Genomic DNA, 24,887 nt, shown 5'->3' with positions numbered 1-24,887 from the left:
CTTTTTCGTTTCAGGGCCTGTTACTTTTTGCGGATCACATAGATCTGGGGGCTGTCATCAGAGTCGAGACTGACCAGTTCATGACCTGCCTCGGCGCAAAAATGCGGGATATCAATGATCGCGGCGGGGTCATCCGCCTGCACTTTCAATACCGCGCCAGAGGCAAGACCCTGCAATCGTTTGCGTGCTTTGAGCACGGGCAAGGGGCACAGCAACCCCGTCGCATCTAGGATATGTTCTTCATTCATATGCCCCAAATACGGCAGATGTTTCAAAGCGTCCACAACCTTGTGACGCGGGCCCGTGCAACAGGGCGTGACGCCACCGCCAAAGCGCAGTAAAGGTGTCGTATGTTTGGTATTGATCTGATCGACGCGGGCTTGCTGCCTGCCATTTTCATCGCATTGACGGCGGGGGTTATCAGCTTCCTCAGCCCTTGCGTCTTGCCGATTGTGCCACCCTATCTGGCCTATATGAGCGGCGTGACCCTGAACGATATGTCTAATGTCGGATCGGCACGGCGCAAGGCGGTGATCGCAGCGCTGTTTTTCGTGATGGGCCTCAGTACAGTGTTCTTGATTCTTGGCTTTACCGCCTCGGCTTTTGGCGCGTTTTTTCTGCAAAACCAGGTGCTTTTCGCCCGTGCCTCCGGGGCGGTTGTGGTTATTTTCGGCCTGCATTTCCTTGGGGTGTTCCGCATCCCCTTCCTTGACCAGGAGGCGCGTCTGGATGCGGGTGACAAGGGTGGATCGTCCTTTGGGGCCTATGTGCTGGGGCTTGCCTTTGCCTTTGGCTGGACGCCGTGCATCGGGCCGCAACTGGGGGCGATCCTGTCACTGGCCGCATCGGAGGCATCGGTCGCGCGTGGCACATTGCTGCTGGGGGTCTATGCGGCGGGGCTTGGCATTCCGTTTCTGCTGGCTGCGATGTTCATCACCCGCGCGACGCTGCTGATGAATCGGATCAAACCCTATATGAAGCTGATCGAGCGGATCATGGGCATCTTGCTGATTGTCGTGGGGCTGGCGCTTTTGACCGGTGCGTTTTCGGCGTTTTCCTTCTGGCTGCTTGAAACATTCCCCGCGCTCGGATCACTGGGCTAGGGGCCTTACTCTTGCCAAAAAACCTGTCTAAACTGATGCGAACGACAGGTGGGACATGGCCGAAGATATCGAACAAACAGTCAAACGGCGCCGGGTGTTCTACATTCCGGGCTATGACCCGATCCATCCCCGCAGATACCGCGAATTATACCGCGAGGAATCCACCGATCAGGCGCGGATTTCCGGCTATAAAATCGGGCTGAAACCAAAAACCACCAAGGGCAATTACGGCTGGTCCGTTAATGCCGAAATCGACGGGGTGCAGGTCGATGCGCAGGTCGAGGTGCTGGTCTGGTCCGACATCGTACGGATTTCGATGCGCAATTCGATTCTGGCCACCTACGGGCAACTGGTTCAAACCGCCTGGGTCTATATCGCGTCGGGGGCGCTGTGGCGGCTGATGAAGCTGCGCAAGGGGCCGGTGATTGCGGCGCTGTATCCGGTGGGCATGTTGCTGGTGCAGCTGTTGATTGCGGTGCTTGCGGGCAGGGTGGTCTTTGCCGCGCTGACCTATTTCGGCGGGCCGTTCTGGTTCAAGGGCCTTGTCGCGTCGGTTGGCGTGTTTGTCGGTTGGTCGGTGCTGGAGTGGTTCAAGAAACACGACGGCAAGTTTTTCGCCTATTACCTGATGCATGACTATGCTTTCGGGGCTGCAACACGCGGCGCGAACCCGCCCGCCTTGGAAAGCCGCATGGCCGAATTTGGCGAGGTCGTCGCCGAGGCCCTGAAATCCGACGTGGATGAGGTTCTGGTCGTTGGCCATTCATCCGGTGCGCATTTGGGGGTGTCGATACTGGCCGATCTGGTGCGTGCAGGGCTGGTGCCTGACGACGGGCCTGATCTGGGGTTTTTAACCTTGGGGCAGGTGGTGCCGATGGTGTCTTTCCTGCGCGATGCGCACCGTTTGCGGGCCGATCTGCGCTATCTTTCCCAACGGGATGAATTGACATGGGTTGATGTAACGGCTCCCGGCGACGGCTGCGCCTTTGCGCTCTGTGACCCTGTGGCGGTGTCCGGTGTCGCGCCGGAGGGCAAGAAATGGCCCTTGGTGTTCTCGGCGGCCTTTACCCAATCGCTGAGCCCCGCGCGGTGGAAGGAATTGCGCTGGCGGTTTTTCCGTCTGCATTTCCAGTACCTTTGCGCGTTTGATGCACCCAAGGATTATGATTATTTCCAGATCACCGCAGGCCCGCATTCCCTTGCCGAACGCTATGCCCACCGGCCCGCATCAAAGTCGCGGATCGTGAAGCCGGTGAATAAATTCACCTCGACCGCGCCATGACCTTGCCGCCCAAACCCGACAGCCGCCCTGAAAAGGTATCGCTGTGGCGCTATGCCCAGCTGTTTCGCCAGGACATCCTGTCGGCGCAGCCCGCCCGTTTGTACCGCGCCTGGATGGCGGAATTCAAAACGCCGTTCTTTCGCAGCTATCTGATCAACCAGCCGGAACTGATCAAAACGGTCCTGAAAGAACGGCCCGGCGATTTCCCCAAATCCGACCGTATCGGCGAAGGCTTGCGCCCCTTGTTGGGCAATTCAGTGTTTTTGACCAATGGCGAGACCTGGAAACGGCAACGGCGCATCATTGATCCGGCCTTTGAGGGGGGGCGGCTGCGCGACAGCTTTCCCGCGATGTGGGACGCGGCCGAGGCGATGGCCAAACGGCTGGAACCGCGAACCGGGCAGGTGATCGAGATCGAGGCCGAAACCAGCCATGCAGCGGCCGATGTGATCTTTCGCACGTTGTTTTCATTGCCCATCGACCATCATCTGGCCCGCGAGGTGTTTGAAGAATTCAAAACCTACCAACGCAGCCAGCCGATCCTGAACATTGCCGCGTTTATCCCGCTGCCGCGCTGGCTGCCGCGCCTGTTTCGCAAAGACACCCGGTCAAGTGCGGCCAAGATACGCCGGCTGATCACACAGTTGACCGAAGACCGCATGGCGCAGATCGCCCAAGGCACGGCCCCGCAGGATCTGGCGACCAAGATCATGACGACTGTCGATCCCGTCGATGGCGATACCTTCAGCACCCAGGAAATGGTCGACCAGGTCGCGATCTTTTTCCTTGCCGGCCACGAGACCAGCGCCTCGGCGCTTGCATGGACGCTGTATTTGATGGCCACGCATCCCGACTGGCAGGACAAGCTGGCCGAGGAAGCGCAGCAGATGGGGGGCTGTGATTTCTCGGTCATGTCCAAGCTGCGCCTGAGCCGCGATGTGTTTCGCGAGGCGCTGCGGCTGTATCCGCCCGTCCCGATGATGGTGCGCGAGGCAACATGCCCCGAACAGTTCCGCGACCGCACGGTGCAGGCAGGCGCGCAGGTGGTGATCAGCCCGTGGCATTTGCACCGTCAGGAACGCCTGTGGGATAACCCCGACGGCTTTGACCCCGCGCGCTGGCACACCGACAATGGCCAGAAATGCCAACGAGAGGCCTATCTGCCGTTCAGCGCCGGGGCGCGGGTGTGTCCGGGGGCCGGATTTGCCATGATCGAGGGGCCTTTGATCCTGTCGCGGCTCTTGCGGGATTACCGCATCGAAGCTGTCGCCACCAAGGTGCCTGTTCCCGTCGCGCATCTGACGGTAAGGTCGAAAGATGGCATTTGGCTGCGATTTGTCCGACGCTAACGATATATCATCGCGCGGATAGATGCATTAGACCATGCGAAACGGAATCAATAAGGGCCTGCACCACCATGAGCACGACAGACGCACAACGCACACAAATGGCGACCGGCAAGGGATTTGTAGCAGCCCTGGATCAATCCGGCGGATCGACCCCCAAAGCGCTTAGCTTGTATGGCGTTGAACCGTCAGATTATTCAGGCGATGCGCAGATGTTTCAGGCCATGCATGACATGCGCGCCCGGATCATCCTGGCAGATGATTTTACCAGCGACAAAGTCCTGGGTGCCATCCTGTTTGAACGCACCATGGACGAGACGATCAACGGCAAACCCGTCGCAGATGTGCTGTGGAACGACCGCGGTGTTGTGCCCTTTCTGAAGATCGACAAGGGTCTTGAGGACGAGACAAACGGCGTTCAATTACTTAAACCTATGCCTGATCTGGATGTCTTGCTGAAGCGCGCCAAGGCGGCGGGTATCTTTGGCACAAAAGAACGCTCTGTCATCCAGTCTGCCAATGCTTACGGTATCCGCGCCGTGGTCGCCCAGCAGTTCGAAGTGGCCAAAGCGGTTTGTGCGGCGGGTCTGGTTCCGATCATCGAGCCCGAGGTGAATATCCATTCCGCCAGCAAAGCGGAATGCGAGGATATCCTGAAGGCAGAGTTGGAAAACCACCTTGCGCTGCTGGCACCGGACGAGATTGTCATGCTCAAGCTGACCCTTCCCGAAAAAGCGGGGCTGTATGACAGCCTGGCGGACCTGCCGAATGTCTTGCGGGTTGTTGCCCTGTCGGGTGGGTATTCGACGGATGATGCCAGCGCGCGTCTAAGCCAGAACGCCAAGATGATCGCCAGCTTTTCGCGTGCCTTGACCGAAGGGTTGAACGTGAAAATGACCGATGCAGAATTCAACGCGGCATTGGGCGCGAATATCGACAAGATTTACAAAGCATCGGTGGCGTAACGCGGCGGAATTTTCAAAAAATCCGGTCCGATTTTTTTGAAAAATCGACTACAAAATCAGACGTATGGGTTCTTGATTGCAAAAGATGATCAATTGCCCTGCGTTTTCAACGGCGTGATACCCGCGCCGTTGCAGCTCTGCTTCGAATACATCTCGACCGACGTATCTCTCGATATCACGTAGGTTTCGGCGAACCACACCACCTTGTCGCGCGGTTTTTGCACTGAACAAGTGGGTGATCCAAGCTTGGGGTGAAAGTTCACAGGGAATAGCCATATGAAATGCTATTCCGCCCTTGGTAAACTTTCCTTTAAGGTGCGCAGAACAAACACCCGAATGGCCGAGGCAAGCCCGGCTTCCAGTCCGCGATCTGCATCGATCTGCGCCACCAGCGCATTGATCGGAAGGTCCATATCGTCTGCTATTCTTTTGAATTCATTCCAGAATTCATCTTCCAGAGAGATGGATGTCCGGTGACCCCTTAGGGTCACCGAGTGTTTGACGGGCCGTGCGCTCATGTCTCGCGCTTATGGGCTTCCAGGTTGCGTGCAATTTTCGCCAGACGTTCTTTCAGAACCTCTTTTTGGTCCTTGCTTTGACCGAATTGCACTGCGTTTTCGTCAGCGCGGGCCTTGCGAGAGGCGCGGTTGCGCTCTTTCTTGACCTTGTTGAGGTTGATGGGGGCGCTCATTCTTTTGGTCCGATCATTTGCTCCGGCCGCACCACGCGGTCGAATGTTTCAGCGTCGACAAACCCCAGGGCGATTGCTTCTTCCTTGAGGGTCGTTCCGTTCTTATGGGCTGTTTTTGCAACCTTGGTTGCGTTGTCATAGCCGATTGTGGGGGCCAGCGCTGTGACCAGCATCAGGCTTTCTTTCATCAGCTTGTCGATGCGGTCGACATTGGCTTGGGTGCCGACGACCATATTATCGGTAAAGGCCGATGCGCTGTCGCCCAAAAGCTGCATGGATTGCAAGACGTTATAGCTCATCATCGGGTTATAGACGTTCAGCTCAAAATGGCCTTGCGATCCGGCAAAACCGACGGCGGCGTCATTGCCCATGACATGGGCACAGACCATTGTCAGCGCTTCGGCCTGTGTAGGGTTTACCTTGCCCGGCATGATCGACGATCCCGGCTCGTTTTCCGGCAGGATCAATTCGCCCAGACCGGACCGCGGGCCGGAGCCCAGCAAACGCATGTCATTGGCGATCTTGAACAGCGATCCGGCAACGGTTTTCAGCGCGCCCGAGAACATGACCATCGCGTCATGGGCGGCCAGCGATTCAAACTTGTTGGGGGCGGTGACAAATGGCAGATCGGTGATCTCGGCCATATGGGCTGCGACCGCTTCGGCCCAGCCTTTCTTGGTGTTCAGCCCGGTGCCCACCGCCGTGCCGCCTTGGGCAAGCTCGTAAATGTCGGGCAGGCAGGCGTTGACGCGTTCAATGCCCTTTTTCACCTGATGCGTATACCCCGAGAATTCCTGGCCCAGCGTCAGGGGCGTCGCATCCTGGGTGTGGGTGCGGCCGATCTTGATGATGTCCTTGAATTCAACCGATTTGGCGGCCAGCGCATCGTGCAGCTTTTGCAAACCGGGCAGCAACACATCACGGGCCTGCATGGCAATCGCCACATGCATTGCCGTGGGGAATGTATCGTTTGACGACTGGCCCATGTTGCAATGGTCATTGGGGTGAACGGGTTTCTTCGATCCCATCTCGCCGCCCAGCATCTCAATGGCACGGTTCGAGATCACTTCGTTGGCGTTCATGTTGGACTGGGTACCGGACCCGGTCTGCCACACCACCAAAGGAAAGTTATCGTCAAACTTGCCCTCGATCACCTCAGTGGCCGCCGCGACAATCGCATCGCCAATCTCGGCGCTCAGATCCCCTTGCTTGAGGTTCTCCATCGCACAGGCTTTTTTCACCACACCCAAGGCGCGGATGATCGGCACGGGCTGTTTTTCCCAACCGATCGGGAAGTTGATGATCGACCGCTGGGTCTGGGCCCCCCAATATTTATCGGAAGGGACCTCCAACGGGCCAAAGCTGTCTGTTTCTGTGCGTGTACCGGCCATGTGCAGGCTCCTGATCTTGGCAATATGTTGGATCAGGGTTTAGCCTGCGCAGGGGCGCTGCGCAATCAAGCGATCGCGCTAACGCGGCTGCAATAGGCGAAGTTATTTGCGAAAACTGTCCAAAGACACGATTTCGGCGGCTTTGGGTGCCTCTTCTGGTACCTCAAGCTCGCTTTCTTTCTTTTGCGGCAAGGTCCCGCCATCGTCACCGGAGGGCTCTTGCTGTTCGAATTTCAGGCCAAACTCGACGGAGGGGTCCACAAAGGTGCGGATCGCGTCATAGGGGATATACATCGGCTCCGGTGCATCGCCGAAATTCAACGTGACAGAGAATCCCTCGTCCGTGACTTCCAGCTTGTCGTACCAGTGTTGCATCACCACGGTCATCTCGCCGGGATAGCGGTCCGAAAGCCAGTCGGCCAGTTCGGCATCGGGGTGTTCGGTGTCAAATGTAATGAAAAAATGATGATTTCCGGGCAAACCATTGGCTGCCACATCCAAAAGCACCTTCCGGATCAGTCCGCGCATCGCGTCATGCATCAGGTTGCCATACTCAATGGTTCGGCTCATTTTATCTGTTCAACCCCCAGTTTGATCGCCCTAGCATACGCCATTTACCAACAGTGAAAAGGGGGCTCTTTGGAATTATCCGACGACAGCGGGCCCAACTGCGACCACTCCCAAAACGCACATGGTGAAAACAAAGCCGCGGTTGAACACCAACATCAAAATTCCGGCCAGGACCGTCAGTCCAAGGGCGGTGGCGTCAAAGCTGGACCAATCGGGCAGGGGCATCGCCAAAACGCCCCCCGGCGTGACCCGTTCAAATACCACATGCAACGCAAACCAGACCGAAAGATTGGCAATCACACCGACGACAGCGGCTGTGATGGCGCGCAATGCAGCGCTTAACCTTGGCATCCCCGAGAGCGCCTCAAGATAAGGTCCGGCAAGGAATATCCAAAGAAAACAGGGGGTAAACGTCACCCACAGCGCCAGCGCCCCCGCCGCAACCGCCCCGCTGATGCCGCTTTGCGCAAACCCGGTCAGCAGCGCCACGAATTCGGTTACCAAGATCAGCGGGCCGGGGGTGGTTTCGGCAAGGCCCAAGGCGTCAATCATCTGCTGGGTGGTGATCCAGCCGTGATCCTGCACCACGCTTTGCGTCATATAGGCCAGCACCGCATAGGCCCCGCCAAATGTCACCACCGCAAGCTTTGAGAAAAACAAACCCAGTTGAAGCAAGAACTGCTGACCCAACGCCCAAACCAGCAGCAAAGGGGCCGCCCATAGCCCGCCCCAGATCACCAGCGTCCTTACGGGATGCGCAGACCCGGTCGGGGCAGGGTCAAGCGGCACACGGGTCGTGGAATGGTGCAAAAACCCCCAAATCCCAACGGCCAGAATGATCAGCGGAAACGGTAGCCCCAAGACGAAAAGCGCAACAAACGACAGCGCGGCCAAAGCCACGCCCTCTAGCCCGGTCAGCGCCTTGGCGGCAACTTTGCGCAGCGCCTGAAAGACAACGATGATGACGGCCGCCTTGATCCCCAGAAACGCGGCCTGAACCAGCGGAAGCTGCCCGTAATAGGCATAGCCCAGGGCCAAAACCCCGATCACAACCGCCCCCGGCACGACAAACAGCACCCCCGCCAGCAGCCCGCCCGCAGTCCCGCGCAACCGCCAGCCGGCATAGGTGGCCAGCTGCATCGCTTCGGGGCCGGGCAACAGCATACACAACGACAATGCGCGCAGATATGCGGCTTCGCTTAGCCATCCGTGACGCTCCACCAGCTCGCGGTGCATCAAGGCGATCTGCGCTGCAGGCCCGCCAAAAGACAACAGCCCGATACGCCCGAAAACACGCAGCATTTGTGGCCAGCCCGGCACGCTCACGCGCCACGCCCCGCACCCTTGATCGGCACCAGGGCGGCAAACGAAACCTGATCCGCGCTGATGCCGTGATCTGCAAGGAGTTCAACAGACACCAATGCATCGGTCGGAAATACAAGGTTTTGAAAAGGCGGGGCAGTCGTCTTGTTCGGGGCAGCCATGGCATGCATCCTTTCAAACCGGAAACATGCGAACCTCTGGCTGGCGCCTCACGGGGCGTTCGCGAAAATCCCCATCTAAAACTTCTGACACAGCACGACACAACAGGTCAAGTCACGCGACACCTGTCTTCCAAATGGTTTAAAATCCTCGCCGAAGGCATCTTTTGGACCAGCGTCAGCAACATGCTGGGCGCAATCGGGCTGAACCACAGTCATCAAAATAAAGGGGGGGGTAAAGTGCAGGTTTCTGTTGCCAGGTACCTGCGAACCCCGCCTTAGGTCGCTAAACCCAAGGACTTAAGTTTCAACAGTTCCGGTCGCTTACGCGGCCATCGCCATTGGAGCACGATTGTCATTTGCAATTGTACATTTTACGCCGATAACGGTGGCAGTCAGCCGAGATAAGGCTACATCTTTAGACGTTCGTCGATCCTGTTTCGACCCCATGATCCGCAAATGACGGATTATTGGTGGAGTCGCCGGGTACCGCCCCCGGGTCCGAACCGCTTATTACATGCGCGTTTATACCCATAGTCCCGAAGGACAAATATAACATAGGAACCCCTGCGCGGTTTGCAAGGGCTCTTTAATCTGCGACAGGTGATAAAAGGCGGGCGGGCAAGCTCAGCCGGTGTGCCCCTTGCGCTGCGCAAAGACGCGGCGGGCAAGGGTTTGGGTTTCAGCCTCGAGTGCGGTCAATCCTGCGCTGGCAGCGGGGCCGTCCTGGGCCTCGATCGCATCGGCGATGGCGACGTGCAGCGCGATGATCGCGTCGCGGGACCGGGCGGTAAAGGTGATCATGTTCATCAGGGGCTGCATCGCCTCGACGGCACCGGCCAGTTGGTATGACAGCACCGGATTGCCCGCGCCATCGACCAGCGCGCGGTGAAAGGCGACGTCGGATGCGCAGAACGCTTCATCGCTCAATTCCACTTCACCTTGCGCTTTAATTTCGTCGCGCATCACATTGATATGATTTGAATTTCGGCGCATTGCGGAAAGCGGCGCACAGGCGCGTTCCAGGGCATAGCGCGCCTCGCAGGCGGTCTCGAAGCTCACGTCATTCATCGACAACAGCAAGGTTGAGGTGGTGATTTGCTGGGCTTGGGCGGCCTCGAAACTGATGCGGTTCACGAATGCGCCACCCGTGGCACCACGCTGTGTGCGGATCAGCGATTGCGCAGCCAGCCGCTTGAGCGCCTCGCGCACGGTGGCGCGGGACACATCGAATTTCAGCGCCAGTTCGGCCTCGGACGGCAGGCGTTCGTCCACAATCAATGCACCGCTGACGATGGCATCGCGGATATTCGCAGCGATCTGGGCTGACAGATCGGCAGAGGGGACGAGGCTGGTTTTCATATGTCTTACATTTAGGGTTTGGAAAAACTTTAAATGTCTGACATTACTTTTTCAAGTACCGAGTCGCGCATATCAGGGAGGATCGCGTCACATGGCACCTGTCATCCGTTCTGCGCTCTGGCTTGGCTTTTTCGGTCTGATCCTTGCGGCTTGGACGATGATGTATGCCATGAGCACGGGCATGGGGCTGGATCTGCTGGGCCGTCCCAATGACATGGGCCAGTTGATGCGTACCATGGACCCCCGCATGGATATGTACATGCCGATGGCCAGTTTCGGGCCTTTGGCGGTGATGTGGGCCGCGATGATGGCCGCGATGATGTTGCCCACGATGATCCCGACCTTGCGCAGCTACGAAGACCTGATGGTCAGCGCCAATGGCACGCGGGCGGGCTGGTTTGGCGTGCTACTGGGCTATTTCATCATGTGGATCGGCTTTGCCCTTGTCATCACGGCCACGCAGCTGGCGCTGCTGTATGGCGGGGTGATCGACATGCTGGGCATTGCGAAATCCCGCTGGTTTGCTGCGGGATTGTTGCTGGCCGTGGGCGTGTTCCAATTCACCCGCGCCAAGGAAATCTGCCATGGCGTGTGCCATTCCCCGATGATGTATTTTATCGGCCATTGGCGTTCCGGCTTTGCTGGCGGTTTGCGCATGGGGCTGGGGCTTGGCACGTTTTGCGTGGCCTGTTGCTGGGGCTTTATGGCGCTCGGTTTTGCGGGCGGTGTGATGAACCTGGCCTGGATGGGATTGGCGACCTTGTTCATGGTGCTCGAAAAATTGCCCCAGATCGGGCATAAAGTGGTAAAACCCATGGGTGTTTTGCTGATCCTTGGCGCATGCGCTGTGGCGGCTTGGCCCTTGTATTCAGGAGGATAAGATGGCGACCAACAAAAGAGCCGATGCAGACCGTTTGCCGATCAGTCAGCGGATCGACCAGCGGATGCCGAACCCCAAACGCCGCGAAGCGACCCCGACAAACTGGCAGATCAAGGGCGAGCTGTTCCTCAATTGCTCGTGCGAGATGTTCTGCCCCTGTGTTGTCAGCCTTGGCGCACACCCGCCCACAGAGGGGCATTGCCACGCGTGGATGGCCATTGCCATCGACGAGGGCCATTACGAGGGCGAAGACCTGTCGGGGCTGAACGTGGGCCTGCTGGTCGATATTCCGGGCCGCATGGGCGAAGGCAACTGGAAAGTCGCGGCTTACGTCGATGAAAACGCCAGTGGCAAAGCCTATAACGGGCTTTTGCAAATCTTTTCCGGCGCGGCGGGCGGCACCACGGGCCTGTTCACCATGCTGGTATCCGAGATCATCGGGGCCGAACGCGCCCCTGTGAAAATCATCCGCGACGGTACCAAACGGTCGATCCAGATCGGCCGCAAGATCGCCGGCGAGATCGAGATGATTGCGGGCAAATCGGCGGATCATCCGGTGATGATCTCGAATTCGAAATACTGGATGGGGCCGGATATTATCGCGGCACGCGGGCTGAAATCGAAGGTCCGAGATTACGGTCGCGTCTGGGATTTCGGCGGCAAATCAGCCGAGATTTGCCCGATCAACTGGCAGGGCCCCAACCCATGATAAACACAGGCTATGTCCGGACAATGGCGCGCTATAACAGTTGGCAGAACGACCAGTTGATGCCGCTGTTGCTGGACATGCCATTGGCCGAATTGACCAAGGATCGCGGGGCCTTTTTCGGGTCGATCCTTGGCACCGCGAACCATCTGCTATGTGGGGACATGTTGTGGATGTCGCGGTTTGACCCGTCGACGGAGCCGCCCTTCGAGGCGTTTGACAACTGGCCCAAACTGCACAAGGACGCACGGGCCTGGGCCGCAGACCGGCACCGGGTGGATGGCAAAATCCGCCATTGGGCAGGGGCCCTGCGCGAGTTGGACCTGCTGGGGGATCTGCACTGTGTGCCCGCCAGCGGAGGCGACCCCTATAGCCTGCCCATCGGTCTTGCTGTGGTACAACTGTTCAACCACCAGACCCACCATCGGGGTCAAATCCACGCCATGCTGACTGCCGCCGGTGAAGCGGCACCTGTCAGTGACATCATCTATCTGCCGGAGACCGCATAAATGGCCCTCATTTCCCCATCGCGCCGGATCAGGCGCACGATGTTTTCCGAAGGCGTCGAAGCCGCAGGCGTATCGGCTTATACGGTCTATAACCACATGCTGCTGCCCACGGTCTTTAAGAGCGTGCAGGAAGATTACCATCACCTGAAAGAGGCGGTGCAGGTCTGGGATGTGGCCTGCGAACGGCAGGTCGAATTGCGCGGGCCGGATGCGGCAAAGCTGATGCAGATGCTGACGCCGCGCGATCTGCGCGGGATGCTGCCGGGGCGGTGTTTCTATGTGCCGATCGTCGATGAAACCGGCGGGATGCTGAATGATCCGGTGGCGGTGAAACTGGCCGAGGACCGCTGGTGGATTTCCATTGCCGACAGCGATCTGATGCTCTGGGTCAAGGGGATCGCCAACGGCTACCGGCTGGATGTGCTGATCGACGAACCCGATATCAGCCCGCTGGCCATTCAGGGCCCCAAGGCCGATGATCTGCTGGCACGGGTTTTCGGCGACGCGGTCCGCGACATCCGTTTCTTCCGCTTTGGCATGTTCGACTTTGAGGGGCGGTCGATGGCCATCGCGCGGTCGGGCTATTCCAAACAGGGCGGGTTCGAGATTTACGTCGATGGCGAAGACAAGGGGATGCCGCTGTGGAACGCGCTGATGGAGGCCGGGCGCGATCTGGATGTGCGCGCGGGCTGCCCCAACGGGATCGAGCGTGTCGAGGGGGGATTGCTGAGCTATGGCAATGACATGACCGACGACAACACGCCCCATGAATGCGGCTTGGGCCGGTTTTGCGACACCCAGACGGCGATCGGCTGTATTGGCCGCGACGCGCTGTTGCGGGTGGCCAAGGAAGGCCCCACCAAGCAGGTCCGCGCGATTGATATCCCGGGCGATGCGGTGCCGCCCTGTGATCGGGCGTGGGACATCGAAGTGAAGGGCAAGAAGGTCGGGCAAGTGACCTCGGCTGCGTATTCGCCGGATTTCAAGACCAATGTGGCCATTGGCATGGTGCGGATGACCCATTGGGACGACGGCTGCGAGGTGCAGGTCCGCACGCCCCAGGGTCTGCGCGATGCGGTCGTGCGCGAGAATTTCTGGGCGTAAGCGTCTGGATCAGAGTTGGGGACCGAGGGGCCAGCCCCTCGGGCTCCCCGGAGTTTAGCTGGCAAAATGAAAAGGGTGACGAAATGTGACCCGGATAGGAGAGATTATGTTTGATGCGTTGATGGTGACCAAGGACGAAGAGAGCGGCAAGACCTCTGCGGCGGTGACGCAGATTGATCTGGACCAGCTGCCAGCGGGTGAAGTGACGGTTGCGGTGGAATATTCGACGGTGAACTATAAAGACGGTTTGTGCATCGGGCCGGGCGGCGGTTTGGTACGCAAATATCCGCATATTCCCGGCATTGATTTTGCAGGCACGGTCGAGGCGTCGGATGATGACCGCTACAAGCCCGGCGACAAGGTCGTTTCGACCGGCTGGCGCGTGGGCGAGGCGCATTGGGGCGGGTATTCGCAAAAGGCGCGGGTCAAGGCCGACTGGCTGGTGCCATTGCCCGAGGGGCTTGATACGCGTCAGGCCATGGCTGTCGGCACGGCGGGTTTTACCGCGATGCTGGCGGTGATGGCGTTGGAAGACCACGGGCTGAAAACCGGACATGGGCCTGTGTTGGTTACCGGTGCTGCGGGTGGTGTCGGGTCGGTCGCTGTGGCGATTTTGGCTGCATTGGGCCACGAGGTTGCCGCTGTGACCGGACGCCCCGAGACGGCGGATTACCTCAAGGCGCTTGGGGCCAGCCAGATCGTTGCACGCGAAGAGATCAACGAGACCGTCAAACGCCCGCTTGAAGGGGAAACCTGGGCGGGCTGTATTGATGCCGTCGGTGGCGCGATGCTGGCGCGGGTCCTGGGGCAGATGAAATACGGTGCATCGGTTGCGGCGGTTGGTTTGGCGGGCGGTGCCGGTCTGCCTGCGACGGTGATCCCGTTCTTGTTGCGCGGCGTGAACCTGTTGGGGATCGATTCCGTGATGCAGCCCTATGAGAACCGCTTGCGCGCCTGGGAGCGGATCGCAAAGGATCTGCCGATGGCCAAGCTAGAGGAGATGGTCGTGCCGGCAACGCTCAAGGATTTGCCGCAGTTGGGCAAGGACATCCTGGCCGGGCAGGTACGGGGCCGCGTTGTTGTGGATGTAAACGGCTAGGCGGCGCATCCTGACAGAGTTTGACGCCACTTCGGGTCGCATTCAAAAGATGCGGCCCGTTCTTTTTCAAGGACAAAAACGGGCACGACGGGAATTTTGCCGAAAATGCGAAATTCTCCTTGAAAGCGGGGGCGTTGGGCTATGTCTCATCTTACCTAACAAAGAAGTTTTGCCTTGTCTGATACATCCCCGATCCTTGTGTGGTTTCGCCGCGATTTACGGCTGAGCGATCATTCCGCGTTACATGCCGCGGCACAAACGGGCCGTCCTGTGATCCCTGTTTTCATCCACGATGGCCTTGTTGAGGCGCTTGCCGCCGCGCCGAAGTGGCGTTTGGGTCTGGGGGTTGGCAGCTTTGCCGGGGCGCTGCGGGACAAATCCAGCCAGCTTGTGTTGCGCAGGGGCGATGCGCTTGCGGTGCTGCAAGAGCTGATCGCGCAGACCGGGGCGGGGGCGGTCTATTGGTCGCGGCTTTATGATCCGCAAACCACTGAACGCGACAGCAGCGTCAAGCAGGCGCTGAAAGAGGCGGGCGTCGATGCGCGGTCCTTTGGCGGGCATCTGATGTTCGAGCCCTGGACGGTAGAGACCAAGACCGGCGGCTATTACAAGGTCTACACGCCCTTCTGGAATGCGGTGAAGAACAGGGGCGTCGATGCGCCGCTGGCGGCACCGTCAGACTTGAAAGCGCCTGTGCAATGGCCTGAAAGCGACGATCTGGATGACTGGAACATGGGCGCGCAGATGCGGCGCGGGGCCGATGTGGTGCGGCCCTTTGTGCAGCTGGGCGAGAAGGCAGCGCAGTCCCGTCTGGGGGCTTTCATGGCCCATGGGGTGGCCGAATATAAGCAGAACCGCGATCTGCCAGGGGTGGATGGTACATCGAACCTGTCGGAAAACCTGTCGCTGGGTGAAATCAGCCCGCAGCAATGCTGGCATGCGGGGCAACGGGCCTTGCATGATGGGAAGCAAGGGGCGGAAACCTTTCTTAAGGAGCTCGTGTGGCGCGAGTTTGCCTATCATCTGATGCACCACACCCCGCGCATTCTGGATCAGAACTGGCGCGAGGAATGGGCGGGTTTTCCCTGGAACGAGGACGAACGGCTGGCCGAGGTCAAGGCGTGGAAACAGGGCCGCACCGGCGAGCCCTTTGTCGATGCCGCCATGCGCGAGCTTTATGTGACGGGGCGGATGCACAACCGTGGCCGCATGATCGTGGCCAGCTATCTGACCAAACATCTGATGTGTCATTGGCGTATCGGGCAAAAATGGTTCGAGGACTGCTTGATCGATTGGGACCCCGCCAGCAATGCGATGGGTTGGCAATGGGCAGCAGGGTCGGGGCCGGATGCTTCGCCGTATTTCCGTGTCTTCAACCCCGAGACGCAATTGGACAAATTTGACAAGAACCGCGATTATTCCAGCCGTTGGATCGCCGAAGGCCGTGCCAAGCCGCACAAGGATGCGCTGGCCTTTTTCGACGCCGTGCCACAGCGCTGGAACCTGTCGCCTGACGATGATTATCCCGACCGGATCATCGCTTTGGACAAGGGGCGCGAACGCGCGCTTGATCTGTACAAGAACCGAAACTTTTAACGCTTGGTGAACGTGCGTTGTGCACTTAAACTTTAATTCCGCGATTAAATCCGCGTTCAGGGAGCCTGAAATGATTTTAACCAGTACCGAAGGACAAGTATCCCTTCCCAGATATTTTGCGCGTGTGTTTGCGATGGCACAAGAGATGCACAAGGGGCAGGTGGATTTTGTCTTGCCTGACGGTCGGCGGTTCAGGGCCAAGGGGGCTGATCCGTTTCCGGTGGCCGAAATCCATATCAACAATGCGGATCTGTTCGCGCGGCTGATCCGCGACGGGGATCTGGGCTTTAGTGATGCCTATCTGGATGACTGGTGGAGCACGCCGGATTTGCAGGCGTTCATGGACGTGGTTCACGCCAACGAAGATATCTACGATTCATTTCCCGGCATGGGGCTTGTGCGCAAATATGAATCCCTGCGGTTCTGGCTGCAGCGCAACAGCAAGAAGCAGGCGCGCAAGAACATCAGCTATCACTATGATTTGGGGAATGATTTCTACAAATTGTGGCTGGATGACACGATGACCTATTCCAGCGCTTTGTTCGAGGACGGCCCGCAACAATCGCTTGAGGCGGCGCAAACTGCCAAATACGCGTCGATGGTCGACCAGATGGGCGTTGAACCGGGCGATCATGTGCTGGAAATCGGCTGCGGCTGGGGGGGATTTGCCGAATATGCCGCAAAAGAACGTGGTTTGAAGGTGACTTGCCTGACCATCAGCAAGGAACAGTTTAAGTACGCGAAAGAACGCATTGAAAAGGCTGGTCTTTCCGATCTGGTAGAGCTCAAGTTGCAAGATTACCGGGACGAACGCGGGGTCTATGACGGGATCGCCAGCATCGAGATGTTCGAAGCCGTGGGCGAGAAGTATTGGCCGTCTTATTTCAACACCTTACGCGACAGACTCAAACCTGGAAAACTGGCGACCCTGCAGATTATCACCGTGCAGGACCGCCGCTGGAAGGTCTACAAGCGAGGCGTTGATTTCATTCAGAAATACATCTTTCCGGGGGGCATGTTGCCCAGCCCCACAGTGCTGCGTCAACAGGTGGAAAAAGCCGGGCTTGCGGTCGAGAAATCAATCGAATTCGGCAAGAGCTATAACCTGACCTTGCGGCGGTGGCATGAGACCTTCAATGAAAAATGGGACGATATCGCCGCTATGGGATTTGACGAGCGGTTCAAGCGGATGTGGAATTTCTACCTGACCTCCTGTGCTTCAACCTTTGACAGTGGCAATTGTGATGTGACACAAATCACGGTGAAGCGCCGTGTTTGACAGCGCAACCTTGTGAGCTAAGGAGCACTCAATGCCCACTGCTGCCAAATTGATGGCCGCCTTCTGTCTGGCTTCATTAGCTTTTGTTGTGTCTCAGATGATTATGCCGCTCATGCCGGAGCGGTCTGAATTTGGCTATTTCGTGCCGATCAACATGGCAGTCGGGGCGTTGGTGGGCTGGGTCATTATGGCCCCGCGCTCGGGGCATGGCATGGGCGCGGGCATTACCAACGGGCTGACAGGCGCGTTCATGCTTGTGTTGTGGGGCTTGGCGACCCATGCGGTGATCCGGATGCTCGACCTGTCCATGCAGCGCCGCTATGACGGCATGGGCGAGGCGCTTTTGGCGGTTTTGACGATCAGCGCGGAATACTTGCTGGTGATGGCCACAGTGCCGATTGGGATTGCCTTGATCGTCGGGGGCATTATCAGCGGTATCGCGACCAATTATGCCGAAAGAAAATGGCCCTAACTCCATGAAAAATCTGTTTTTTTACGGCACTCTCAGGCATATTCCACTGCTTGAGATCGTGCTGGGCCGTCCGGCGGCCGACATCGCACTCACGCCGCAAGGGCTGGCGGATCATGCCGCACTTGCCGTGGCCGAAGGGCCGTTTCCTTGTGTGGTGGAACAGCCCGGCGCGGTCACCCAGGGGCTGCTGGTCGAAGGGTTGAGCGACACCGATATTGCACGGCTTGATTTCTACGAGGGCAGCTTTGCCTATGATCTGCGCGATGTGACGCTGCAAGGTGGCCAGCGCGCACAGGTCTATTTCCCGACGCCGGGGGTATGGACAACAGCCGCGCCTTGGGATCTGGCCGAGTGGGAAAAGGACTGGGCCGCGCTGAGCTGCTTTGCCGCGCGCGAGGTGATGGATTATTTTGGCAAATATTCCGTGACACAGGTCGGCAGGATGTTCCCGATGATCCGCACACGGGCCGCGGCGATGGTAAATGCGGCGCAGTCCAGACACGGGGCAGGGACATTTGATGGCACTGTTGATGTGCAGCGGATCGACCGCGTTTACACCAATTTCTTTGCGCTGAACGAATACCAGCTGCGACATGAACGGTTTGATGGCACCATGACGCAGGTGCTGGAGCGCGCGGTGTTTGTGGCGTCGGATGCGGCACTTGTGCTGCCCTATGATCCGCAGCGCGACTGCGTGATGCTGGTGGAACAGTTGCGCATGGGGCCGATTGCGCGGGGTGACACAGCGGTTTGGCAGTTCGAGCCCATCGCAGGCCGTGTCGATCCGGGCGAGACCCCCCAAGAGGCCGCGCACCGCGAGGCCGCCGAGGAAGCGGGGATAACCTTCAATTCCCTGGAACTGGTGGCCGAGGTCTATGCGTCACCGGGCGATTCCACCGAATTTTTCTATATCTACGTGGGGCTTGCCGACCTGCCGGACAAATCCACCGGCGTCAGCGGGCTGGACACCGAAGACGAGGACATCCGGTCGCATCTGATGTCTTTTGAGGATCTGATGGCGATGGTGGATACGCAACAAGCCGCCAATGCGCCGCTGGTGATTGCTGCATATTGGCTTGCACGGCACCGCGACCGCTTGAGGTTGGCCCCCCCCGAGGCTACACCTGATGTAACTTGAATTAGGAGCACCCCATGCACGTCGCATCTGATCTGGCGCAAGCCATTGGCAACACACCCCTTATCCGTTTGCGTCAGGCAAGCGAGGCAACCGGCTGTGAGATCTACGGCAAGGCCGAATTCATGAACCCCGGTCAATCGGTCAAGGACCGTGCGGCGTTGTTTATCATTCGCGATGCCATTGCAAAGGGCACGTTGAAACCGGGCGGCACGATCGTCGAAGGGACGGCTGGCAACACGGGCATCGGTCTGGCGCTGGTCGGCGCGTCGATGGGGTTCAAGACGGTGATCGTGATCCCCGAAACCCAAAGCCAAGAGAAAAAGGACATGTTGCGCCTTGCCGGGGCCGAGCTGGTGCAGGTGCCGGCCGCGCCTTATCGCAACCCCAACAACTTTGTGCGCTATTCCGAACGGCTGGCGAATGAACTGGCCCGCAGCACCAACGAAGGTGTGATCTGGGCCAACCAGTTTGACAACGTGGCCAACCGTCAGGCGCATATTGAAACCACCGGCCCCGAAATCTGGGAACAAACCGGTGGCAAGGTCGACGGGTTCTGCTGCTCAGTCGGTTCCGGTGGTACGCTGGCGGGCATTGGCATGGCGTTGCAGCCCAAGGGCGTGAAAATCGCCTTGGCCGATCCCGATGGCGCGGCGCTGCACAGCTATTATACCAAGGGTGAGCTGGTGGCCGAAGGCGGGTCTATCGCCGAAGGTATCGGGCAGGTGCGCATCACCAAGAACCTCGAAGGGTTCACCCCCGACTTCAGCTATAATATCCATGATGCCGAAGCCTTGCCGATCGTGTTCGACCTGTTGCAGCACGAAGGGCTGTGCCTTGGCGCGTCGTCCGGCGTGAATGTTGCCGGTGCCATGCGTCTGGCCCGCGATATGGGGCCGGGCCACACCATTGTGACCATCCTGTGCGACTTCGGCACGCGCTATCAGTCCAAGCTGTTCAATCCCGAATTCCTGCGGGAAAAAGGTTTGCCGGTTCCGGGCTGGCTGGACCGCGCCCCACAATCCATCCCCGGCGTTTTTGAGGACCAATGACACTGACCATGCGCGCGCTGTTCACGGGGCTGTGCCTTGGGTTGTGGCTGGCTGTCGGGGCGGTATTCGCACAAGACGAGCCGTCCCAAAATATTAATCGCTGGGAAAACGTCGCGACAAGCGCCGAGACGGTGGTGGATGAAAAGACCGCCAGCGACACGGTGCTTGAGACGTTGCGCGCGCGCATCGTCGGCTTCCGGGCGGAATTTGATACGGCGCGCCAGAATAATTCGGAGCGTATTGCAACGCTGCGCAGTCAAATCGCGGCCCTTGGTGCCCCGCCCGAAGGTGAGAACGCCGAACCCGAGGCCCCCGAACTGGCCCAGACCCGCGCGGATTTGAACCAGCAGCTCAACGCGCTGTTGGTGCCAGTCCAGATCGCGGAGCGTGAGTATCTGCGGGCCGACGGATTGGTCCGCCAGATCGACCAGATCGTGCGCACCCGGCAGACCGAAAAGCTGCTGACAACGACCCCGTCACCGTTGAATCCGCAACATTGGGCACCGGCGCTGAAAGATCTGGAAGCCGCCTTTGGGGCCATGTGGATCGACCGGAGCGAGGTGAGCAACGCGCAGAAATTCACGGCACTTCGGGAAAACCTGCCCTTGGTGTTCTTTAGCAGCCTGCTGGGGTTGTTGTTGCTGTTTCGCGGGCGTCGCTGGGCCGTGATGATGGTCACCGGATTGCGCAACCATCAGGCGCGCGGTTTGGGCATCTGGCGGTTTGTTGTCTCGCTCTTGCGTATCTTCCTGCCGCTGGCGGGGCTATTCCTGCTTGCGACCGCGGCCCGTCAAACCGGATTTCTGGGGGTCCGCGGGACCGAAATCACCCGGCTGTTGCCGGTGTTGGGTCTGGTTATCTTCGGGTTCCGCTGGGTATCGGAAAGGGTATTCTCGCGCGATGACGAAGAGGCATTGCTGTTGCTGGATCAGGAACAACGGCGCAGGGCGCGGTTTTATGTGAACGGCATCACGATTGTGATGATCGTGCAGATCCTGACCCTCAAGGTTGTTGAATTCGATCTGCCCACGGCGGCGACCACTGCGGTGGTGGCTTTCCCCTTTGCGCTGCTGATCAGCTTTGCGCTGTTCAGGGTCGGACAAATCCTGCGCAGCTATCAAGACCCCGAGGAAGAAACCAGCGAGCCTGAAACGGTGCAACGCAGCTCGACCCTTGCGCGGATGGTGCGCAGTCTGGGCTTGGGGGCGATGGCGATCGGTATTCTGGCGCCGCTGCTGTTTGCCTTTGGCTACGAGGATCTGTCCGACGCAATCTTGCGGCCCTATGTGACCACATTGGTCGTCTTGGGGCTTGTGATGGCGCTGCAACGTTTTGCAGCGGATGTGTATGGCGCGATCACGGGGCAGGGTGTCGCCGCCCGCGAGGCCCTGATGCCGGTGTTTTTCGGCCTGATCCTGTTGATCCTGGCCATGCCCGTTCTGGCGCTGTTATGGGGCGCGCGCCTGACTGACCTGAGCGAGCTTTGGGCAACCTTTGCAAGCGGGGTTGCGATCGGAGACACACGGATTTCGCCGTCAAACCTGCTGACCTTTGCGATCATTTTCTCGGTCGGGTATCTGTTGACGCGGCTGTTGCAGGGCACCTTGCGCTCGAACGTGCTGCCGAAAACCCAGATCGACATTGGCGGGCAGAATGCCCTGCTGTCGGGGCTGGGTTATGTGGGGATATTTCTTGCGGCCTTGGCTGCGATCACCGGGGCGGGCATCGACCTGAGCTCGCTTGCGATCGTGGCGGGGGCATTGTCGGTTGGTATCGGTTTCGGTCTGCAAAACATCGTCAGCAACTTTGTCTCGGGCATTATTCTGCTGATCGAGCGCCCGATTTCCGAGGGCGACTGGATCGAGGTGGGTGGCAAAAGCGGCTATGTGCGCGATATCTCCGTGCGTTCCACCCGGATCGAGACCTTTGACCGCACCGACGTGATCGTCCCCAATGCCGATTTGGTCAGTGGCACGGTAACCAACTTTACCCGTGGCAATACGGTCGGCCGGGTCATCATTCCGGTCGGCGTGGCCTATGGCACCGATACAAGGCGCGTCGAGACGATCTTGCGTGAAATCGCCGAAGATCAACCGATGGTTCTGGCAAATCCGGCCCCGAATGTATTGTTCGTGAACTTTGGCGCGGATGCGCTGGAATTCGAAATTCGCGCCTTTTTGCGGGATGTGAACTGGATCATGCAGGTCAAAAGCGACATCAACCACGCCATTGCCAGCCGGTTTGCCCAAGAGAGCATCGAAGTGCCTTTTGCACAGCGCGACATATGGCTCCGCAATCCCGAGGCGTTGAAAGGAAAATCCGACACATGACCGCAGCGCTGTATCTGGAAGATGCCTATCAACGCGATGCCCACGGCATTGTCACCGCAATCACCGAGGAAGGCGGGATCGTGCTGGATGGGTCGATCTTTTACCCCACCGGTGGCGGTCAGCCCGGTGACAGCGGCTGGTTGACCTGGGATGGCAAACGGCTGCCTATCGCCACCACGGTCAAGGGGCAGGGCGATGACATTGCCCTTGTCCCCGCCGAGCCGTTGCAAATGCCCGAGGTCGGCACCCATGTGACCCAGGTTCTGGACTGGGACCGGCGGCACAAACACATGCGCGTTCACACGATGTTGCACCTGCTGTCGGTTGCCGTGCCCTTTGGGGTGACGGGGGGGCAGATTTCGGCCCGCCACGGCAGGCTGGATTTCGACATGCCCGACGCGCCGGAAGACCGCGAAGGGATCGAGGCCGTGTTGAACAATTTTGTCGAGGCCGATCTGCGTGTCAGCACAAGCTGGATCACCCAAGCCGAACTGCAAGCCGCACCCGAGTTGGTCAAGACGATGGCCGTCAAGCCCCCCAAGGGCCCGGAAAAGGTGCGTCTGGTCCGGATCGGCGACGGGGCAAGCTGGATCGACTTGCAGCCCTGCGGCGGCACCCATGTGGCGCGCACAGGCGAAGTCGGCGGGCTTGTGCTGGGCAAGATCGAAAAGAAGGGCCGCCAAAACCGTCGTATTTACGTTCATCTGGATGGTTAGTCATCATGTTGAAATTGAGGTGATTTAGCTCTTGCACCCCGACCGCACCTCACGCTAAACACCGCCTCACGGACAGGTGGCCGAGTGGTCGAAGGCGCACGCCTGGAAAGTGTGTAGGCGGGAGACCGTCTCCAGGGTTCGAATCCCTGTCTGTCCGCCATTACCCCATATTTTATTGATGACGTATTGAAATCAGGCGGTAATTTCTCGCCTGCATTTCTTTTTGTATGGAAAAATGTAAAGTATTTTGCGGATTCACCGCGATTTAGGGGGCTGGTGTTTAGATACCACCCTGTATGGAGCGCTGAATGTTAGGGGCGCATTGATCTGCTCAGGTTTGATGCAAGGGGCGATATTCCCAAGGATTGGGATTTTATCGTGGGGTCTGTTGATCCGGGTCAGTGATCGCGTCGGCACGTCCTTGTTTCTGGGACAGAATTCTTGACATCAAAACGGTTCTATCGCTAATGCAGGGCCTTGCCGGACGGGTTCCGCAGGCTGTCGATCCGGCTTTATCCCTTTTGCTCAATCGCACCGCGCCCCAAGGCGGGCGTGCAAGGGGTGACATCTTCCAGGCTGTTTTACGGTGGGTGGGTTGGGAAACCGTTCATGATATCAATGTGTTAGAGGTGCGTAAAAACGTTGGAATACGGGGTGAAGATGAGCGTGGGTAAGGCCGCCCGATGATCGGATATCTGGGCCTGTTTTCGGCGGCCTTCATTGCCGCGACGTTTCTTCCGATGCAATCCGAAGCGTTGTTGGTCGCGTTGATGTTGAACAACCAGCATTCGCTTGTGATCTTGCTGGTGGTTGCAACGGCGGGCAACGTGTTGGGATCGGTTGTGAATTGGGTCTTGGGGCGCGTGGCGTTGCGGTTCAAACACAAACGCTGGTTTCCTGCCAATGACGCGCAACTGGCGCGCGCAGAGGTTTGGTATCACCGCTACGGGCGGTGGTCGCTTTTGGCCAGCTGGTTGCCCATCGTCGGGGATGCGCTGACGATTATTGCGGGTGTGTTGCGTGAACCGCTTTGGTCGTTCGTGGCGATTGTCACAATCGGCAAAAGCGCGCGCTATGTGGCCTTGGCGATGATCACAGTTTACTGGTTTCCTGTCGGGCCGGCCTGAGATGTTTACAGGTTTTCGGGGCGACAGGTCAGTGGACGGCACCCGCCAGACATGAAAAAAGCGCCTCTCGGCGCTTTGTTTTCAACGGGTTGAGTGATCTTTCAACCACCCCAGGTGCGGACCACGCCGCAATCCATGTGGACAAAGTTGGAGCCCGAATACCGGCCAACACCGCCACCCCGACATGCCGCAGCAGCCTTTGCCATCTGGTTGACCGACCGGGAGGCCAGACGCAAATCAGCAGCTTGACCGCGCATATGGAGCGAGTTTTTCGCCACACCACGAGACCGCGACCGCAACATCGCATTTGTCTGCGGGCTGCGGTAACCGGATAACAGCATATAGGGTTCGTTCACGTCCAAAAGGTTGTGGGAGGCGGCCATAATGTCGACGGTGCGCAAATCCATGGATTTGACGCCATCGGTGCGCCAGTCGCGCATAAAATGGTTCACTTCCTTAACTGCGTCTTTGATATATTCGCCTTCGATCCAGTAGATCATATCTATGCGTTCGCCGGTGCGACCCGAAAACATCTTGATGCGGCGGATGTCACCGGCACCACGCAGGAAACCTGCTGCATTTGCGAATGTCGGTGCGGCTGTTACGGCTGTCGCTGCGAAGGCACCCAGCAGGGCGCGGCGGGTCATGCCCGAAGAATTCGTACCACTCATGCGTTCAACGTCCTGTATTA

At 58.6% G+C, this 24,887-nt stretch carries 26 protein-coding genes, 1 tRNA gene and 1 other RNA gene; 18 read left to right on the top strand and 10 right to left on the bottom strand.

Annotated elements, in window-relative coordinates; all coding sequences use genetic code 11:
- Window positions 1-20 precede the first annotated feature (20 nt).
- Window positions 21-248 (bottom strand): sulfurtransferase TusA family protein, encoded by a 228-nt coding sequence (locus HGT1_RS06585; protein ID WP_176249716.1) that lies wholly within the window; start codon window positions 246-248, stop codon window positions 21-23.
- A 102-nt stretch (window positions 249-350) separates the two neighbouring features.
- On the opposite strand from HGT1_RS06585, the gene HGT1_RS06580 reads away from it, so the two are divergent.
- The 4 genes from HGT1_RS06580 to HGT1_RS06565 all read left to right on the top strand — a co-directional run bounded on the left by HGT1_RS06580 (window position 351) and on the right by HGT1_RS06565 (window position 4,696).
- Window positions 351-1,103: a cytochrome c biogenesis CcdA family protein gene (locus HGT1_RS06580; RefSeq protein WP_176249141.1), complete on the top strand. Its 753-nt coding sequence runs from the start codon at window positions 351-353 to the stop codon at window positions 1,101-1,103.
- Window positions 1,104-1,158: 55 nt separating this feature from the next.
- Complete coding sequence (locus HGT1_RS06575) at window positions 1,159-2,385, top strand: hypothetical protein (protein WP_176249140.1); 1,227 nt, start codon at window positions 1,159-1,161, stop codon at window positions 2,383-2,385.
- Window positions 2,382-3,734 (top strand): cytochrome P450, encoded by a 1,353-nt coding sequence (locus HGT1_RS06570; protein ID WP_176249139.1) that lies wholly within the window; start codon window positions 2,382-2,384, stop codon window positions 3,732-3,734. The genes HGT1_RS06575 and HGT1_RS06570 overlap by 4 nt, the downstream gene beginning before the upstream one ends.
- 68 nt (window positions 3,735-3,802) lie before the next feature.
- On the top strand, window positions 3,803-4,696 hold the full coding sequence (locus HGT1_RS06565; protein ID WP_176249138.1) for a fructose bisphosphate aldolase: 894 nt from the start codon (window positions 3,803-3,805) through the stop codon (window positions 4,694-4,696).
- A 284-nt stretch (window positions 4,697-4,980) separates the two neighbouring features.
- Here HGT1_RS06565 and HGT1_RS06560 read toward each other — a convergent pair whose 3' ends face one another.
- The 8 genes from HGT1_RS06560 to HGT1_RS06525 form a co-directional block, all read right to left on the bottom strand.
- Window positions 4,981-5,214 carry a ribbon-helix-helix domain-containing protein gene (locus tag HGT1_RS06560; RefSeq protein ID WP_176249137.1) on the bottom strand — a complete coding sequence of 78 codons (234 nt, stop codon included), beginning with the start codon at window positions 5,212-5,214 and terminating at the stop codon, window positions 4,981-4,983.
- The gene (locus tag HGT1_RS06555; RefSeq protein ID WP_176249136.1) at window positions 5,211-5,387 is read right to left on the bottom strand and encodes a DUF4169 family protein; all 177 of its coding nucleotides are present in this window, start codon (window positions 5,385-5,387) and stop codon (window positions 5,211-5,213) included. The genes HGT1_RS06560 and HGT1_RS06555 overlap by 4 nt, the downstream gene beginning before the upstream one ends.
- On the bottom strand, window positions 5,384-6,778 hold the full coding sequence (gene fumC / locus HGT1_RS06550; protein WP_176249135.1) for a class II fumarate hydratase: 1,395 nt from the start codon (window positions 6,776-6,778) through the stop codon (window positions 5,384-5,386). Before fumC ends, HGT1_RS06555 begins: the two co-directional genes overlap by 4 nt.
- A 102-nt stretch (window positions 6,779-6,880) precedes the next feature.
- A complete protein-coding gene (locus HGT1_RS06545) occupies window positions 6,881-7,348 on the bottom strand; it encodes an SspB family protein (protein WP_176249134.1) in 468 nt (155 codons plus the stop codon).
- Between the two features lie 75 nt (window positions 7,349-7,423).
- The gene (gene chrA, locus HGT1_RS06540; protein ID WP_375708106.1) at window positions 7,424-8,674 is read right to left on the bottom strand and encodes a chromate efflux transporter; all 1,251 of its coding nucleotides are present in this window, start codon (window positions 8,672-8,674) and stop codon (window positions 7,424-7,426) included.
- Entirely contained in the window at window positions 8,671-8,832 is a 162-nt protein-coding gene (locus HGT1_RS06535) for a hypothetical protein (protein WP_176249132.1), read from the bottom strand. The genes chrA and HGT1_RS06535 overlap by 4 nt, the downstream gene beginning before the upstream one ends.
- A gap of 236 nt (window positions 8,833-9,068) precedes the next feature.
- Window positions 9,069-9,415, bottom strand: a transfer-messenger RNA (tmRNA) gene (ssrA, locus tag HGT1_RS06530).
- A 41-nt stretch (window positions 9,416-9,456) separates the two neighbouring features.
- On the bottom strand, window positions 9,457-10,191 hold the full coding sequence (locus tag HGT1_RS06525; protein ID WP_176249131.1) for a FadR/GntR family transcriptional regulator: 735 nt from the start codon (window positions 10,189-10,191) through the stop codon (window positions 9,457-9,459).
- Between the two features lie 91 nt (window positions 10,192-10,282).
- Between HGT1_RS06525 and HGT1_RS06520 the strand changes: the two genes are divergently transcribed.
- From HGT1_RS06520 to HGT1_RS06455, 14 genes are all read left to right on the top strand, one after another.
- A complete protein-coding gene (locus HGT1_RS06520) occupies window positions 10,283-11,071 on the top strand; it encodes a DUF2182 domain-containing protein (protein WP_176249130.1) in 789 nt (262 codons plus the stop codon).
- A gap of 1 nt (window position 11,072) precedes the next feature.
- Window positions 11,073-11,780 carry a DUF1326 domain-containing protein gene (locus HGT1_RS06515; RefSeq protein WP_176249129.1) on the top strand — a complete coding sequence of 236 codons (708 nt, stop codon included), beginning with the start codon at window positions 11,073-11,075 and terminating at the stop codon, window positions 11,778-11,780.
- Window positions 11,777-12,286, top strand: a complete 510-nt coding sequence (locus HGT1_RS06510; protein WP_176249128.1) for a DinB family protein — start codon at window positions 11,777-11,779, stop codon at window positions 12,284-12,286. Before HGT1_RS06515 ends, HGT1_RS06510 begins: the two co-directional genes overlap by 4 nt.
- Window positions 12,287-13,390 (top strand): dimethylsulfoniopropionate demethylase, encoded by a 1,104-nt coding sequence (locus HGT1_RS06505; protein WP_176249127.1) that lies wholly within the window; start codon window positions 12,287-12,289, stop codon window positions 13,388-13,390.
- Window positions 13,391-13,496: 106 nt separating this feature from the next.
- Window positions 13,497-14,489, top strand: coding sequence for an acryloyl-CoA reductase (gene acuI / locus HGT1_RS06500; protein ID WP_176249126.1), 993 nt, complete (start codon window positions 13,497-13,499; stop codon window positions 14,487-14,489).
- A gap of 174 nt (window positions 14,490-14,663) precedes the next feature.
- Window positions 14,664-16,085, top strand: a complete 1,422-nt coding sequence (locus tag HGT1_RS06495) for a deoxyribodipyrimidine photo-lyase (protein WP_176249125.1) — start codon at window positions 14,664-14,666, stop codon at window positions 16,083-16,085.
- Between the two features lie 70 nt (window positions 16,086-16,155).
- Window positions 16,156-17,364 (top strand): cyclopropane-fatty-acyl-phospholipid synthase family protein, encoded by a 1,209-nt coding sequence (locus HGT1_RS06490; protein WP_176249124.1) that lies wholly within the window; start codon window positions 16,156-16,158, stop codon window positions 17,362-17,364.
- Between the two features lie 31 nt (window positions 17,365-17,395).
- A complete protein-coding gene (locus tag HGT1_RS06485) occupies window positions 17,396-17,836 on the top strand; it encodes a TrgA family protein (RefSeq protein ID WP_176249123.1) in 441 nt (146 codons plus the stop codon).
- A gap of 4 nt (window positions 17,837-17,840) precedes the next feature.
- The gene (locus tag HGT1_RS06480; RefSeq protein ID WP_176249122.1) at window positions 17,841-18,974 is read left to right on the top strand and encodes an NUDIX domain-containing protein; all 1,134 of its coding nucleotides are present in this window, start codon (window positions 17,841-17,843) and stop codon (window positions 18,972-18,974) included.
- 14 nt (window positions 18,975-18,988) lie between these two features.
- The gene (locus HGT1_RS06475) at window positions 18,989-20,023 is read left to right on the top strand and encodes a cysteine synthase A (protein ID WP_176249121.1); all 1,035 of its coding nucleotides are present in this window, start codon (window positions 18,989-18,991) and stop codon (window positions 20,021-20,023) included.
- A complete protein-coding gene (locus tag HGT1_RS06470) occupies window positions 20,020-22,353 on the top strand; it encodes a DUF3772 domain-containing protein (RefSeq protein ID WP_255200117.1) in 2,334 nt (777 codons plus the stop codon). Before HGT1_RS06475 ends, HGT1_RS06470 begins: the two co-directional genes overlap by 4 nt.
- On the top strand, window positions 22,350-23,069 hold the full coding sequence (locus tag HGT1_RS06465; protein WP_176249120.1) for an alanyl-tRNA editing protein: 720 nt from the start codon (window positions 22,350-22,352) through the stop codon (window positions 23,067-23,069). The genes HGT1_RS06470 and HGT1_RS06465 overlap by 4 nt, the downstream gene beginning before the upstream one ends.
- 70 nt (window positions 23,070-23,139) lie before the next feature.
- Window positions 23,140-23,229 (top strand) — tRNA-Ser (locus tag HGT1_RS06460).
- Between the two features lie 523 nt (window positions 23,230-23,752).
- The gene (locus tag HGT1_RS06455; protein ID WP_176249119.1) at window positions 23,753-24,196 is read left to right on the top strand and encodes a YqaA family protein; all 444 of its coding nucleotides are present in this window, start codon (window positions 23,753-23,755) and stop codon (window positions 24,194-24,196) included.
- Between the two features lie 101 nt (window positions 24,197-24,297).
- Here HGT1_RS06455 and HGT1_RS06450 read toward each other — a convergent pair whose 3' ends face one another.
- Window positions 24,298-24,867, bottom strand: a complete 570-nt coding sequence (locus HGT1_RS06450) for a DUF882 domain-containing protein (RefSeq protein WP_176249118.1) — start codon at window positions 24,865-24,867, stop codon at window positions 24,298-24,300.
- Window positions 24,868-24,887: the final 20 nt, after the last annotated feature.

Source organism: Sulfitobacter sp. HGT1 (assembly GCF_013282155.1).
GTDB lineage: Bacteria > Pseudomonadota > Alphaproteobacteria > Rhodobacterales > Rhodobacteraceae > Sulfitobacter.
This window is presented reverse-complemented; position numbering and strand designations above follow the sequence as displayed.

Coding starts and splice junctions, on each gene's coding strand:
- HGT1_RS06485 (WP_176249123.1), top strand. CDS start 17,396: ATGCCCACTGCTGCCAAATTGATGGCCGCCTTCTGTCTGGCTTCATTA.
- acuI (WP_176249126.1), top strand. CDS start 13,497: ATGTTTGATGCGTTGATGGTGACCAAGGACGAAGAGAGCGGCAAGACC.
- HGT1_RS06450 (WP_176249118.1), bottom strand. CDS start 24,867: ATGAGTGGTACGAATTCTTCGGGCATGACCCGCCGCGCCCTGCTGGGT.
- HGT1_RS06490 (WP_176249124.1), top strand. CDS start 16,156: ATGATTTTAACCAGTACCGAAGGACAAGTATCCCTTCCCAGATATTTT.
- HGT1_RS06585 (WP_176249716.1), bottom strand. CDS start 248: ATGAATGAAGAACATATCCTAGATGCGACGGGGTTGCTGTGCCCCTTG.
- HGT1_RS06525 (WP_176249131.1), bottom strand. CDS start 10,191: ATGAAAACCAGCCTCGTCCCCTCTGCCGATCTGTCAGCCCAGATCGCT.
- HGT1_RS06510 (WP_176249128.1), top strand. CDS start 11,777: ATGATAAACACAGGCTATGTCCGGACAATGGCGCGCTATAACAGTTGG.
- HGT1_RS06505 (WP_176249127.1), top strand. CDS start 12,287: ATGGCCCTCATTTCCCCATCGCGCCGGATCAGGCGCACGATGTTTTCC.
- HGT1_RS06465 (WP_176249120.1), top strand. CDS start 22,350: ATGACCGCAGCGCTGTATCTGGAAGATGCCTATCAACGCGATGCCCAC.
- HGT1_RS06555 (WP_176249136.1), bottom strand. CDS start 5,387: ATGAGCGCCCCCATCAACCTCAACAAGGTCAAGAAAGAGCGCAACCGC.
- HGT1_RS06520 (WP_176249130.1), top strand. CDS start 10,283: ATGGCACCTGTCATCCGTTCTGCGCTCTGGCTTGGCTTTTTCGGTCTG.
- HGT1_RS06570 (WP_176249139.1), top strand. CDS start 2,382: ATGACCTTGCCGCCCAAACCCGACAGCCGCCCTGAAAAGGTATCGCTG.
- HGT1_RS06475 (WP_176249121.1), top strand. CDS start 18,989: ATGCACGTCGCATCTGATCTGGCGCAAGCCATTGGCAACACACCCCTT.
- HGT1_RS06515 (WP_176249129.1), top strand. CDS start 11,073: ATGGCGACCAACAAAAGAGCCGATGCAGACCGTTTGCCGATCAGTCAG.
- HGT1_RS06565 (WP_176249138.1), top strand. CDS start 3,803: ATGAGCACGACAGACGCACAACGCACACAAATGGCGACCGGCAAGGGA.
- HGT1_RS06470 (WP_255200117.1), top strand. CDS start 20,020: ATGACACTGACCATGCGCGCGCTGTTCACGGGGCTGTGCCTTGGGTTG.
- fumC (WP_176249135.1), bottom strand. CDS start 6,778: ATGGCCGGTACACGCACAGAAACAGACAGCTTTGGCCCGTTGGAGGTC.
- HGT1_RS06560 (WP_176249137.1), bottom strand. CDS start 5,214: ATGAGCGCACGGCCCGTCAAACACTCGGTGACCCTAAGGGGTCACCGG.
- HGT1_RS06575 (WP_176249140.1), top strand. CDS start 1,159: ATGGCCGAAGATATCGAACAAACAGTCAAACGGCGCCGGGTGTTCTAC.
- HGT1_RS06535 (WP_176249132.1), bottom strand. CDS start 8,832: ATGGCTGCCCCGAACAAGACGACTGCCCCGCCTTTTCAAAACCTTGTA.
- HGT1_RS06480 (WP_176249122.1), top strand. CDS start 17,841: ATGAAAAATCTGTTTTTTTACGGCACTCTCAGGCATATTCCACTGCTT.
- HGT1_RS06580 (WP_176249141.1), top strand. CDS start 351: ATGTTTGGTATTGATCTGATCGACGCGGGCTTGCTGCCTGCCATTTTC.
- HGT1_RS06455 (WP_176249119.1), top strand. CDS start 23,753: ATGATCGGATATCTGGGCCTGTTTTCGGCGGCCTTCATTGCCGCGACG.
- HGT1_RS06545 (WP_176249134.1), bottom strand. CDS start 7,348: ATGAGCCGAACCATTGAGTATGGCAACCTGATGCATGACGCGATGCGC.